General features: G+C 44.7%; 10 protein-coding genes. 5 read left to right on the top strand and 5 right to left on the bottom strand.

What is annotated here, in order from left to right:
• Positions 1-7: 7 nt before the first annotated feature.
• Both ABWY16_RS03695 and ABWY16_RS03690 read left to right on the top strand, forming a co-directional pair.
• The gene (locus tag ABWY16_RS03695; protein ID WP_353903304.1) at positions 8-1747 is read left to right on the top strand and encodes an ABC transporter ATP-binding protein; all 1740 of its coding nucleotides are present in this window, start codon (positions 8-10) and stop codon (positions 1745-1747) included.
• A gap of 14 nt (positions 1748-1761) precedes the next feature.
• Entirely contained in the window at positions 1762-3528 is a 1767-nt protein-coding gene (locus ABWY16_RS03690; RefSeq protein WP_353903303.1) for an ABC transporter ATP-binding protein, read from the top strand.
• Here ABWY16_RS03690 and ABWY16_RS03685 read toward each other — a convergent pair.
• Positions 3525-5804, bottom strand: coding sequence for a response regulator (locus ABWY16_RS03685; RefSeq protein WP_353903302.1), 2280 nt, complete (start codon positions 5802-5804; stop codon positions 3525-3527). The genes ABWY16_RS03690 and ABWY16_RS03685 overlap by 4 nt on opposite strands.
• Complete coding sequence (locus ABWY16_RS03680) at positions 5804-6361, bottom strand: peroxiredoxin family protein (protein WP_353903301.1); 558 nt, start codon at positions 6359-6361, stop codon at positions 5804-5806. The genes ABWY16_RS03685 and ABWY16_RS03680 overlap by 1 nt, the downstream gene beginning before the upstream one ends.
• A 355-nt stretch (positions 6362-6716) precedes the next feature.
• On the opposite strand from ABWY16_RS03680, the gene ABWY16_RS03675 reads away from it, so the two are divergent.
• From ABWY16_RS03675 to ABWY16_RS03665, 3 genes are all read left to right on the top strand, one after another.
• A complete protein-coding gene (locus ABWY16_RS03675) occupies positions 6717-7811 on the top strand; it encodes a carbohydrate-binding family 9-like protein (protein ID WP_353903300.1) in 1095 nt (364 codons plus the stop codon).
• A gap of 66 nt (positions 7812-7877) precedes the next feature.
• Positions 7878-8525 (top strand): hypothetical protein, encoded by a 648-nt coding sequence (locus ABWY16_RS03670; RefSeq protein WP_353903299.1) that lies wholly within the window; start codon positions 7878-7880, stop codon positions 8523-8525.
• Positions 8526-8614: 89 nt separating this feature from the next.
• Positions 8615-10900 (top strand): GAF domain-containing protein, encoded by a 2286-nt coding sequence (locus ABWY16_RS03665; protein ID WP_353903298.1) that lies wholly within the window; start codon positions 8615-8617, stop codon positions 10898-10900.
• 10 nt (positions 10901-10910) lie between these two features.
• On the opposite strand, the gene msrB is transcribed toward ABWY16_RS03665, so the two are convergent.
• From msrB to ABWY16_RS03650, 3 genes are read right to left on the bottom strand one after another with little or no spacing between them, the layout of a single operon-like run.
• A complete protein-coding gene (msrB, locus tag ABWY16_RS03660; RefSeq protein WP_353903297.1) occupies positions 10911-11348 on the bottom strand; it encodes a peptide-methionine (R)-S-oxide reductase MsrB in 438 nt (145 codons plus the stop codon).
• A gap of 18 nt (positions 11349-11366) precedes the next feature.
• Entirely contained in the window at positions 11367-12539 is a 1173-nt protein-coding gene (locus ABWY16_RS03655) for an acetyltransferase domain-containing protein (protein WP_353903296.1), read from the bottom strand.
• 52 nt (positions 12540-12591) lie between these two features.
• On the bottom strand, positions 12592-13395 hold the full coding sequence (locus ABWY16_RS03650) for an NIPSNAP family protein (RefSeq protein WP_353903295.1): 804 nt from the start codon (positions 13393-13395) through the stop codon (positions 12592-12594).
• Positions 13396-13413 lie beyond the last annotated feature (18 nt).

Below are 13413 nucleotides of genomic sequence, written 5' to 3'. Positions count from 1 at the left end.
GCTGAAGATGAAAGCACAAATTAGCGCTCAGCACAAAAAACCGCCCGGTGTATTCAGCCTGTTAAAGCCCTATACGCTGATGGTAGGGCTCCTTGTACTTTTTGCTCTGCTGAGCAACGGACTGAATTTATGGCTGCCCAAACTGATAGGAAACGGAATTGACAGTTTCAATAACGGCACTTTCGCCTACAGGCCACTGCTGATTAAATTTACAGGAGTATCCTTTATTATCTTTCTGTTTACCTACCTGCAGGGAATTGTACAAACTTATACCTCCGAAAGAGTGGCCCGGGACCTGCGGACACGCATTGCGCTGAAGATCTCGGGTCAGAGCTTCGCCTTTATTGAAAAGAGCAATCCATCAAAACTGCTCACTAACCTCACCTCTGATGTGGATTCGATTAAGCTTTTTGTAGCCCAGGCTATCGCTTCTATTGTTTCTTCTATCTTCATCATTGTCGGCGCAAGCATCCTGCTGCTGGGCATCAACTGGAAACTCGGCTTAACCACTATAGCAATTATCCCGATCATTGGAGGTGCTTTTTTCATGGTGCTCCGCAAGGTGAAATCCTTGTTCAAAAAGAGCAGGGAAGTGATCGACTGGCTCAATAAAGTGATCAATGAAAGCATCCTCGGTTCTGCACTGATCCGTGTGATCAATTCCCAGCAACTGGAATATGATAAGTTTTTTGATGCCAGTAACCGGGCAAAAGATATCGGATTAAGCATACTCAGGCTCTTTGCCTGGCTTATTCCCATTATCGTGTTCACAGCCAATATGGCGGGTTTAACTATCCTTGCCCTGGGCGGTCACTATGTGATCTCAGGCAGTATGAGCATCGGTGATTTTGCGGCTTTCAACAGTTATCTTGCATTGCTGATCTTCCCCATTCTCGTGATAGGTTTCATGAGCAATGTAATTGCCCAGGCCACAGCTTCTTTTGCAAGGATCAGCCAGGTGCTGGATGCAGAGGAACTGCCCGAAACCGGAAAGCTCACAAACCGCCTCAGCGGCGCCATTGAAATCAGGCATGTCAACATCAGCTATGGTGAAAAGGCCTTATTAAAAGATATCAATTTCCAGGTGGCGCCGGGGGCTAAAATTGCTGTGATCGGACCAACAGCTGCAGGCAAGACACAGCTATTGTATCTGCTTACAGGACTTATTCCGGCAAGCTCGGGAGAGATCTTATATGACGGTGAGCCCATTAAAGCCTATCAGTCTGAAACTTTTCATAGCCAGGTAGGCTTCGTTTTCCAGGACAGCATCATGTTCAATATGAGTATCCGCGAGAACATCGCTTTCAGTGATACCGTAACAGATGAATCACTCGAAAAGGCGATCGCTACAGCAGAGCTGCAGGATTTTATAGCGTCGCTGCCGGATGGCTTAAATACAAAAGTATCAGAAAGGGGATTGAGTCTTTCCGGAGGACAAAAACAACGCATTATGCTGGCACGTGCGCTTGCTGTTGATCCCAGGATCCTGCTGCTGGATGATTTTACGGCCAGGGTAGATCCGCAGACAGAAACAAAGATTCTGCAGAATATCACCAGAAACTACCCGGGATTAACCCTGATCTCTGTCACACAGAAAATCGCTGCCGTGGAGCACTATGAACAGATTATTCTGCTGATGCAGGGCGAAATGCTGGCCGCAGGCACACATCATGAACTTATGGGCAGCAGTACGGAATATGTGCAGATTTTTAACTCACAGCAGAGTACAAGCAATTACGAATTATAAAATTACCGGGAAGAATGATGAACTATAATTTAAACAGTCTGCCTGCCTCAGAGGTGAAAACTTCTACCTGGGCCGGATTAAAAAGCCTGTTAAAGCTAGTAGAACAGGAAAGGAAAAAGATCGTCCTGGCTGTTTGTGCTATTTTACTGAATTCTTCACTCAACTTGCTGGGGCCTTTTCTGATTGGTCTTACGATAGACAAGTATATCCAGACTAAACAATACCACGGTGTACTGGTCTTCTCGGGCATCTTATTCGTGATGTATATGGTGGCTTTTGTGAGCAGTTATTTCCAGACCAGTCTTATGGGCGGGGTAGGGCAGCGCATCATATTTGAACTGCGGAACAGCATCTTTAATAAGATCCAGCAGCTGCCGGTTGCATTTTTTAATGAAAATAAGGCCGGCGATCTGATTTCGCGGGTAAACAATGATACGGATAAACTGAGCCAGTTCTTTTCCCAATCCCTGATGCAGTTCATCGGCAGTATCGTTACGATGATCGGTGCAGGTATATTTTTACTGGTTATTAACTTTGAACTGGGCCTCGCCACACTGGTACCTGCCCTGATCATTCTCATTTTTACCCGTGGAATATCACCCTGGGTCAAACACAAGAATGCTTTGAACTTAAAGAGTACGGGCGGCATGAGTGCCGAAATACAGGAAAGCCTCAATAATTTTAAGGTGATCATCGCTTTCAACCGCCGTGATTATTTCAAGAAAAGATTTGACATTGCAAACCGCGAAAATTACCGGACGGCCATAGCTGCCGGACTCGCCAATAATATTTTCCTTCCTGTATTCGGCCTGTTTTCATCGGTTGCACAGTTAACAGTATTGTCGTTTGGGATTTACCTGATCATCCAGGGTAATTTTACCATTGGTTTGCTGGTCAGTTATCTTTCCTATGCAACCAACTTTTATAACCCCTTACGGCAGCTGGCTTCGCTGTGGACAAGTTTTCAGGTGGCCCTGGCGGGATGGGACAGGATTTCGCAGATCCTGTCTCTGAGCAGTAACCTCGTCACCGTATTTGATCATGCACCTGAAGAGCACAATACAGCATTACTGGAATTCAGGAACGTACATTTCGGTTACCAGGGAGGCTTCGAAATCCTGCACAACATCAGTTTCAAGATGCAGAAGGGAAAGACCTATGCACTTGTTGGTCCTACGGGTGGAGGTAAAACAACTACGGCATCTATCATGGCTCGTTTGTACGACCCCCTTGAAGGGACAGTTTTATTAAAGGGAAGAGATATCCGCAGTTATACAGATGAGGAGCGTGCAGAGAGGATTGGTTTTATCCTGCAGGAGCCTTTTTTGTTTACAGGAACGGTCAGGGAAAATATACTGTACAGCAATTCCAGGTACCATAAATTTACAAATGAACAGTTTCTGGAAGTGTTGCAGGAAGCGAAATTAGAAGGCTTGCTCAGTACCTTTGATCAGGGACTGGACACTCCGGTTGTTTCGGGAGGGGAAAGCCTGAGCATCGGGCAGAAACAGCTGATCGCTTTTATGCGTGCAGTCCTCCGCAGGCCGGAGCTGCTGATCCTCGACGAAGCTACGGCTAATATAGACACTATTACCGAGAAACTGCTTGGGCAAATCCTGGATAACCTGCCTGAGGAAACTACCCTGGTGGTGATTGCCCACAGGCTCAATACTATTGAAAATGCAGATGAGATCTACTTTATCAATTCAGGACAGGTTAGCCCTGCAGGTTCATTCAAAGAAGCGGTAGATAAACTGATGAGCGGCAAAAGGTTAAGTTAAACGGTGTTTTCCTGATTGCCGATGAGGCCATCAAAAGATTTGTGCTGAATCCTTTCCACCGATGTCCTGGTCAGGAGGTCAAGCAGCGCAGCAATGTGCAGGGGCTTTGAAAGATAATCGTCCATACCTGCTACAAAACATGCATTTTTATCTTCAGACATCACATTAGCCGTCATTGCAATGATCTTTGGCTGTATTCCGCTGGAACTTCTGATGATCCTTGTGGCTTCCAGTCCGTCCATTTCCGGCATCAGTACATCCATCAGGATCAGGTCGTAATTTTTATGCGTATACATCTCCACAGCCTCCCGCCCGTTTTGTGCAAAGTCGGGATCATATCCCAGCTTGTTCAGGATTTTCATGGCAAGCTTCAGATTGATAGGATGATCTTCGGCGAGGAGGATCTGGAGTGGATAGCTGATCGCAAAATCAGGTTTAAGGATGGTGGCAGCTGTTTCTTTTGCCTGTTTTGCGGTAGTCTGTAAGTGTAAGGTCTGGTGGATTACCCCCCTGAGCTGTTTGGTCTTGGCAGGTTTGTTTAATACTGCAGAGAACAGGTTAGGATATTTGTGTTTGCTTTCGTCACCTACAGAACTGAGCAGGATAATGGGCAGGGCTGCATAACTTTCCCTGATCTTTTGAGCCAGGTCTACACCGTCCATATCGGGCATCTGCATATCTGTAATGACGAGGTCAAAGCTTACAGCTGACGAAAGTATTTCAAGGGCTTCCAGCGGACTGTTACAGATGGTTGGAATAAAATTCCATAATTCCAGCTGGCCTTTCAGGATCCTGAGGTTCGTGTGGTTGTCGTCCACTACAAGTACTTTCTTCCCGGCATTCTGGCTGGGATCATTGAATGCAGCAATCTGAGGCTCGGCAGTGCCGGCGACAGTGTTGATCGTGAAGGAAAACACAGTTCCCTCATTCTGTTTGCTTTTCACACTGATAGTGCCCTGCATGAGATTTACCAGCTTCTCACTGATCACCAGGCCTAAACCAGTACCGCCAAACTTACGGGTATTGGAAGAATCTACCTGCGAAAAGGGTTTAAAGAGTTTGGATAACTTTTCTTCGGGTATTCCCATACCGGTATCCCTGATTTCGAAGAGAATAGTCACCATGTTTCCCTCTGCTGCAACCTGTTTCACACTCAGGTGAACTTCACCCTGCCTTGTAAATTTCATTGCATTGCTCACCAGGTTAATGAGGATCTGGCGGAGCCTGAAACCATCGCCGATCAGTATTTCCGGCAGGTTATGGTCAATTTCGTAGAGCAGATCGAGTTTCTGCACCGCAGCCCGTTTGGTAAAAAGATCGATTACATCTTCGATACATTTGAGCAGTTCAAAGTTTTGCTCCTCAAGGTCAAGGTGCCCTGATTCGATCTTGGAATAATCGAGAATATCATTGATCACATTTAACAGCGCTTCGCCACTGGTGCTGATTACATTTACATAATCGCGCTGTTCTTCATTCAAAGTAGTTTCTGTGAGTAGAGAGGTCATGCCCATCACACCGTTCATTGGCGTGCGGATCTCATGGCTCATCGTGGCCAGGAAAATACTTTTGGCCTGTGCCGCACGCTCAGCTTCCTGCCTGGCATCGATGGCTACCTGATTGGATATCTTGAGTTCGTTGTTCAGTTTTTCAAGAACTTCCTGGTGCGCCTTTTTCTCCTGTATGTAATTAAGCATGGCCATCTGCGTGCCATTGTATTTACGCAAATGATGTGCCCATAGTCCGCAGATAAAGAAAATTACCGCAGTAAGCAGGATGTGGATAATGATGGCTTGCGATTCCAGGTAATCAAATGTTGTAAAATAAACCCCGTTATAGCCCACACTTTGCAGGTAATTGAGGCCCATATGGTGTATCACCACGAAGATCAGCATGGGGATCTGCAGTTTCCAGTTCTGATAAGTGATGAGGATGGCACTTCCGATATAGGCAAAAAAGTGCATTTCGAACATGCCATGCATCTGGTAGATAAACTGAGCCATGAAAATACCGAGACAAACGCTTAGTACATACTGGTACAGGTTTGACTCAGGCATCGCCCATTTAATAGAATAATAGGCTAGTAGCGTAAGGCTGCCAACACCAATTGCAATATTCCAGGTACCATAAAAGCTGGCCAGGAACAATCCCGAGATAAAAAAAGCGATCAGAAAGTAATTGATCAGTTTGTCAGATCTCTTTTTGACATTAAACCGGTAAGCCTCCAATGAATGGCTTACATCAAGAAAAGGGTCATTGATCAATGTATTGTCCATTAGAGCTGGCAGTTAGGCAATGTGCAACCATAAGCTTTCAGTGCATACTGATCCAGGCGCAATGTCGTTTTTTGATGCAGGATGCCCATTAATGCAATGTTGGCATAACTGGTTTTCTTATCGGTGCAGTACCTGCTTTTATTGTAATTTCCCCTGTAATATAATTCGCTCCGGGCATTCAGCACTACAGCCTGGGGGGTCGAATAAACTCCGCAGGAGGCTGCAACTGTACTGTCTGAAACTACAGGTACTGTTATCCCGAATCTCTCTTTGATCTCCCCGGCGGTATAGGATTTGGCTGTCATCAGTACCACTGCAAAATTCACCTGTTTGTGGTATGTTTTTACCAGTGATTTAAACTGATCGATATTAAAGCGGGAACAGGGGCAGTCAGGGTTAAAGAAGTGCAGAAAAACAGGCTTGCCATTGTTAAAACGCAGATCGTTTCCCAAACGGATCTTTGCTCCGTTTTGTACTGCTTTATATTGGGCAGGAATTGGTGTTGGCAAGCTGTATACCAGTTGATTATACCAGAAAAAGCTGAAAATTATTACCATTAACGAGGTTAACCAGGCAGCAGCAATCCATCTTCTCATTTAGAACGTCGGCAAAAATAGGGTGAATTTGTAATCTATAACTACCCCAATATACGAGTTTGAAGATTTTTGGGATTTCGTTTTTGAAAAGAAATGGCAATACACTGCATGTCAGTCCGATATTTTCTGGAAATGCTCAAAAGCCGTAAAAAACGGGCGGAAAGCGCTAAAGAATCGCGTATTATTTTAGAGATAATTGAGGGATTATTTGGTTAAATTCCTATTTTCCCCATGATTATCCCGGATCACAGATCTGGTATAACCGGAATGCCAAGATCATTTAAACCATACAAACGTGTTAAGCATAAAATCTGATATGATGAAAACGACAGCTTTGCTCTCAATGGCCTGTCTTCCCCTGTTCTTTGCCGGTTCTGCAAAGGCGCAGGATTCCTTCAAAGGCCTGGAACATCTATTTACTGTTCCAAAACATTACTCGGCTGGTTTTGCTAAAACCGCACCTGTAATCGATGGTGAACTCAATGACGGGGTCTGGTCCAACGTGCCCTGGACTGATGATTTTACGGATATCGAGGGCGACAAGCAACCGGTGCCTTATTATAAAACGCGCTGTAAAATGGTCTGGGATAAAGACTATCTCTATGTAGCAGCTGTTATAAAAGATCCGGATGTTTGGGCATATGTAAAAAATCATGATGAAGTGGTATTCCAGGATGATGATTTCGAGATTTTTATCGATCCTTTAAACACTGTACACCAGTATTACGAGCTGGAAGTGAATGCCATCAATACCATATGGGATTTATTCCTGCCGAAAGCTTACCGCAACGGGGGACAGGGATTAACCAGCTGGGAATCGGGCGTTCGTTCTGCAGTAAAAGTGCAGGGAACTGTAAACAGGCCGGGAGATAAAGACCAGGGCTGGACAGTTGAACTGGCTATTCCATACGATAAACTCAATTTAAAGAAAAGTCCTGCAGAGGGCGATCTCTGGCGGATCAACTTCTCCAGGGTACAATGGGGCACCACAGTAAGTAAAGGCAAGTACATCAAAAACAAGGATGCGGAGGGGAAAAACCTGCCGGAACATAACTGGGTATGGTCGCCACAGGGGCTGATCGCTATGCATTACCCGGAGCGCTGGGGCTACCTGACTTTCAGCCAGGCAGCTGATGGTGGTTCACAGGCTGATTTTGTGATGCCTTATGCAGAGAAACAACGAAACTATCTCTGGATGACCTATTACCGTCAGCAGGAATACCTGGAAAAGAATGGAAAATATGCGGCTTCATTAAAGGAGCTGGCTATCTCACCTGAATTTACACTGGATGGGAAAAGCAATACGCTGGAGATGGAAGCTACCGATCACCAGTTTTACCTGAGCGTAAAAGCCAGTGGGGAAAGTACAGTTAGTATTAATCAGGAGGGCCTGATTAAAGTGTTAAAATAATCAATACCAGAAGAAATTTTGTTATATCTGATATAGGATATTATATTTAAAATATAATTTTACGCTATGGCTGTAACGAGGTATGCTAAAGAGGATATCATTCCTATTGTGATCCATATTCTGAGTTTTACGACAGTGAAATTTGCAGAATATGGTTACAAATCGGTATTGGAACAGGACATGCCTGAGTTACTGGCCCTGGAAGAAGATGACGTTGATGTACACATGCACTTCCAGGTGCTGCTGGCCTCAGATGATGACGTTTCAAAAGCCATCAATAAGTGTATTGCGCTGATTGATCATACCATCGATACCTTCAGGATTATGTACGCCATTGACATCGAAGAACTGTATAACAATAACAGAATTCATGCACTTGCAAATCAGATGTACGCTGATCTGTATTATTATGCGGATGGGCTGATTGAAGACAGTATTTCAATAGCTATAATGGAGTTACCATTTACTGCGGCCAATGCATTTTTCTTTTTGTGCAGGCTGATCATCCACCAGGAGATCGATGCAGAAATGTCAATGGACAATGGATTTTATGGTACAGGCTGGGAAGAGTTCGAATTTCTGGACACCTCAGACAACGATGTAGCAGTGGTATACGACCTTATTCAGGAGATCCTGAAGATGAACATTGTGATCAGCGAGATATATGCTGCCCGCCAGGAAGCACGGCGGAAGTATCCAGGCAGAAAACGCTGAAATAGTGTTAATTACAACAATATTACTTTCCTTATTTTTAAAATCCATAAATTAGCTGAACAGGCACTGACCTGATTTCCCCTATACTTATGAATTATCTCGATACCCCTTTTTTAGTGCAGCTTTCGTTCGGTCAGGTGATTGGCGACTGGGAAAAGGCAGCAAACGGAGCGGGAGAGCGTGCCCGGGAGGCCAGGGAATTGCTGGAAGAAGTTGCCCTGCATCCCGAACTGAGGGAGGGGCTCAGGGATGATCAGCAGATCGCAGAAAATTCAGGGCTGATCAAACGCCTGATGCATGATTATTTTCCGCCGGTGCTCAGTAACAATGAGATCAAAGCAATCAGTCTGCCCTACAGAAAAGATATTTTTAACCATACAAACAGGTTCAGCAGTATATTGGCTGCGGCAGGGCCAGGTTTTGAACTCAATATCAGGGATTTTGATACCCATCAGTCATACGTGCTGAGCTGCTGTATTATACTGAATGAATTTTACGGCACACACCTGGATTTCTTCAAACCGCTGTTCTGTGATATTCCCATGGAAAACGGAATTGTAAAACACTACAGGATCCTTTACAACGCCGATTATATGGACATCTCACCTACAGACCGGGCACTTCCGATCAGCCAGGAGGAGATCGACCGGCTGGTGGATAATTATGATGACCTGGAGCTGTGGAGAACCAAATTTCCGAAGGAAAGCTGGCTCCTGAGGGGATTTTCCCTGATGACTTTGGTTGATGTTACTGTTGAAAACGCAGTTTCAATCTTCAAGGAAAAGCTGCTGGTCTTGAATGCCGATAATTTTCAGCAAAGTGTAGAGTCTATTTTCAGGTCAATCTACAGAATAGCCGACATCAGGATTGGCTTCACTGTGTTTAACCGGCACAGGGGAGTCTTCAAAGCGGCTAATTTCGGCCACAGGATGAAAAGTTTTATCTTAAGGGACGATGAGGAAAGCTGTGATGAAGAAATCCTTTGTATCAATTCTTTTCAGGAGCTGATCCAGGGAAAAGAGTTTTTTGCTATTTCTGACACTGCAGAATTTCAGGCTGCAAATCCTGACAGTCAGCTTGCAGCCCTGTTGCTCGCTCAGGATATTCAAAGTTTTATTCTGGCACCAGTTATTAAGAACAATGTGCTGCTGGGCGTACTCGAACTGGTTTCGCCCAGGGTCAAAGAGCTCAACAGTATCAATGCCAATAAACTTGAGGTGGTAATGCCATTTTTGACCGACTCTATAGACAGGTTGATCGGCGAACTGGAAAACCAGATACAGGCGTTTATCCAGGAGAAATATACAACTATACACAACAGCGTCTACTGGAAATTTAAGGAAGAAGCTGAATCTGTGCTCTCTAAACCTAAAGACGCCGAGCCTGCTGAACTGGAAGAAATTGTATTTCCGGATGTTTATCCCTTGTATGGACAGGTGGATATCAAAGGCTCCTCTGAAGTACGGAATTCCAGTGTGCAGAACGACCTTCAGCATCAGCTGAAAACACTGCTGTCGGTTTTAAAAGAGATCAGTAACCTGTCTGAAGCAGAATCTTTCCTGGAAGAGGAACTGCAGCTGAAGGCCTTTCTCCAGGATTTAATGCTGCCCCTGAAAACAAATACAGAACAGCTGATCCATAACTATGTGGTGAACAAGATTCATCGTTATCTGCTGCAGCTGCGTGATGAAAATCTCAAACCTGTAATCGACGGCTATTTCGCTGAAGATGAAAAAGAAAATGGCAGTTTCCATATATACCGCAGAAAATATGAAACTACTATTGCCACGATCAATGAGAAACTGGCGGCATTAATTGACAGCAGGCAGATAGAGGCACAGGCCATCTTTCCGCACTATTACGAAAGGTTTAAAACAGATGGTGTAGAGCATAATCTATATCTCGGTGCATCTATAGCGCCACGTCGTAAGTTCGAAATTCAGTTGCTGCACCAGCTGCGGTTGTGGCAAATCAGGGTCCTTTGTGAAATGGAAAAGACCCATGAATGTCTGAAGAGCAGCCTCCCTTATTCATTGGAGGTAACTACACTGATCCTGATCTACAATACTGAGATAGATATCCGTTTCAGAATGGACGAAAAACGGTTTGATGTGGATGGGAGTTACAATGCCCGGTTTGAGATTGTGAAAAAGCGGATTGATAAGGCACATATAAAAGATACGCAGCAGCGGATTACCGAACCAGGTAAGATAACACTTGTATACGCTGGTGACAACGAGGAAGATGAGTATATAAAGTATATCCGGATTTTGCAGTCGGAAGGTATTTTGCAGGAGGGGCTGGAGCTCTTCGAAGTAGAAGACCTTCAGGGAGTATCAGGATTGAAAGCTTTAAGGGCAAAAATTGCGCGCTAGGCGCAATTTCTTAGCCGGGTTCAAATTCCAGTGAAACTGAATTCATGCAGAACCTTTTATAGGTAGGGGCAGGGCCGTCGTTAAAGATGTGTCCGAGGTGCGAATCGCAGCGACCGCAGGTAACTTCAATTCTGCGCATGCCATAAGCATTGTCTTCCTTATAAATTACGCTGTTTGGTTTGATCGCCTCGAAGAAGCTCGGCCATCCGCAGCTGCTTGCAAACTTCGCGTCTGATTTAAACAGGTGATTTCCACAGACAGCGCAGTAGTAGTCGCCAATTTCGTCACTGTCCCAGTATTTTCCTGTAAAAGCACGTTCTGTAGCTGCTTCTCTGGCTACAGCATACAGATCCGAAGGCAGGATTTTTTTCCATTCGGCATTATCCACGTGCAGGATGGTATCGTCTGTTTTTGAGTAATATGGGTTGTCTTGATGAGTAGTATCCATGATCTGATTTTTACTGAGTTATACATAGTTTAACCACCATTGATTGTGCTTTGTTTTATATCTTTTGAACCACAAACAGGGTTGATATAGCGAAGCTACAACAAATAACCAGATCGCGTAAACGGCAATTAAACTAAATCCAAAATTCCGGGGCCTGAAAAACAAAGGTGACTGAACGATGTCTTTTGTTCCGTAACCATTAAGGAAAAATGCTGCTACAAGCAGCAGGTGCAGAAAATAGAAATGTACTACAAAGTAGAAGAATGGTACATTGCCATAGGTAGCAACAGCTTTAGCAACCCTGCCGGATGCGTTTTCCAAAGCTGGTAACAGCAGAAGTGCAGGGCCGGTTGTCATGCAGAAAAATAATAGGGACGGCGGATATTTACTCGCATTCAGGAAAGAAAAAACATTCTGGATCAGGCTGGGGTATACTTGCCGCGCAGAGGGATCACCATATATGTTGATTGATCTGAGCACAATAAAAAGCAGGCAGAGAGCTGCGCCCGAAAACTGCAGGTATTGCCTCCTCGTGCTTTCAGGAAAATCTTTTTTGTACCAGGCCCCGGCAGAATAACCGAGAAACATAATGCCCGTCCATGGTAGTATGGCGTAGAAAAATCCAATCAGATGAGTTGAATTCAGTGGCACTATTGTGGCTGCCCCGGTAAGAAATATTTGGATCAGTACTGCTGTGGTACCGGTTTTGGGAAGCTCTGCGAGACTGAGTAGGTCATGCCCGAAGACAATCAGCAGGCCGAGGATCAGCACGACTCTCTTTGATATCTGGCTGAAGATCCCCAGCAGGATCATGCTGCAGCCTATCGACCAGAACACCAGCAGAAAGATCAGTGAATATTGCGGGTTGAAAGTAAGTCCGAAAGTCATGATCAGGATGTCCGCAAGGATAAGCCAGAGACCTCTTTTGATCATAAATGATCCGGCTTTTGCTGTAGTTTTACGTTGCGCCGAAAGGTAGATTGACATACCGGACAGAAAAATAAACACCGGTGCACAGAAGTGGGTAATCCAGCGTGTAAAAAACAGGCCGGTAGTTGTGGTTGCAGGATCGAGCGGGTTAGCTGTTGCAGCAGTAATGTGAAAAAAATCCCGGGTATGGTCTAATGCCATAATGATCATGACCAGACCCCGCAGGATATCTATGGATTGAATACGTTGTTTTGTTTCCATAAGAGCGCTGAAATAGGCAACACTAATATAAGAAATTCAGCATTTTCCAGGGCTAAAAATCCGAATATCCGGTTGGCACAAGGAATTCAATCACATTCCTGGAGACATTATGCTGGTATTCCGGCATGGCTGACAATTTTTTCCAGTCCGGATCATTACCGAAAGCTTTCCAGTGTTCTTCCCTTGATTTCATATCTGTATAGGTTGTCATATACATCAGGTTGGGCATATGGCTTCCGGCCAGTACTGCTCCGTAAAATACAGCCTGGCTGCCTATACGGTCAAAAATCGCCATTTCGTTGCCGTCGTTAAACATGCTGAGTTTATTGCGGTACAACTTATCGGTAGCACTTTCATAACTTCGTAATTCATAGATACGTTCTTTTCTGTCATTGGAAAACTGTGGTTTCCTAAGGCTCGGCATGCCCGAAAAAGATTCCATGAGTACAGACTCTTTCCTGGTATAGGCCGGCTGGTCAAAGGCAGCATCTGTAAAGTCTTTTCCTGCTGCTGCCAGTTCCTGATCAGTGTTTAGTTTGCTGTTGATCTGATGAAATTCCGTCAGCGATCTGTACGTAAGCAGTACGTAGATCTTTTTGTCTGCAGCGGTATCAATATTTGCTGTTTTAAAAACACCAACCGTTTTAATGCCATAGCGGTGCATTGCCGGCACAAATGCCTCAGCCAGATATTTATCTATGCGCTCTTCCTGCGCCTGATCTTTCAGATGATAGATTACCAGTTCATAAAACTGTTTCGCAGGAGCTCTTTTAGAGGTCGCGCCTGCAATAGAACTGTCTGTAATAAGTAGCAGTAAAAAAGCTGCTGTGAGCTGCACGAAGGTTTTTAGTTTCATTTGATGAGGTTTTTTATA

The sequence above is a fragment of the Pedobacter sp. genome (genome assembly GCF_040513095.1).
In the GTDB taxonomy this organism is placed as follows: Bacteria; Bacteroidota; Bacteroidia; order Sphingobacteriales; family Sphingobacteriaceae; genus Pedobacter.
This window is presented reverse-complemented; position numbering and strand designations above follow the sequence as displayed.

What these genes read in the sequence shown, in the direction of transcription:
- ABWY16_RS03685 (WP_353903302.1), bottom strand. Translation starts at nt 5,804, where the DNA reads ATGGACAATACATTGATCAATGACCCTTTTCTTGATGTAAGCCATTCA.
- ABWY16_RS03675 (WP_353903300.1), top strand. Translation starts at nt 6,717, where the DNA reads ATGATGAAAACGACAGCTTTGCTCTCAATGGCCTGTCTTCCCCTGTTC.
- ABWY16_RS03665 (WP_353903298.1), top strand. Translation starts at nt 8,615, where the DNA reads ATGAATTATCTCGATACCCCTTTTTTAGTGCAGCTTTCGTTCGGTCAG.
- ABWY16_RS03690 (WP_353903303.1), top strand. Translation starts at nt 1,762, where the DNA reads ATGATGAACTATAATTTAAACAGTCTGCCTGCCTCAGAGGTGAAAACT.
- ABWY16_RS03680 (WP_353903301.1), bottom strand. Translation starts at nt 6,361, where the DNA reads ATGGTAATAATTTTCAGCTTTTTCTGGTATAATCAACTGGTATACAGC.
- msrB (WP_353903297.1), bottom strand. Translation starts at nt 11,348, where the DNA reads ATGGATACTACTCATCAAGACAACCCATATTACTCAAAAACAGACGAT.
- ABWY16_RS03695 (WP_353903304.1), top strand. Translation starts at nt 8, where the DNA reads ATGAAAGCACAAATTAGCGCTCAGCACAAAAAACCGCCCGGTGTATTC.
- ABWY16_RS03655 (WP_353903296.1), bottom strand. Translation starts at nt 12,539, where the DNA reads ATGGAAACAAAACAACGTATTCAATCCATAGATATCCTGCGGGGTCTG.
- ABWY16_RS03670 (WP_353903299.1), top strand. Translation starts at nt 7,878, where the DNA reads ATGGCTGTAACGAGGTATGCTAAAGAGGATATCATTCCTATTGTGATC.
- ABWY16_RS03650 (WP_353903295.1), bottom strand. Translation starts at nt 13,395, where the DNA reads ATGAAACTAAAAACCTTCGTGCAGCTCACAGCAGCTTTTTTACTGCTA.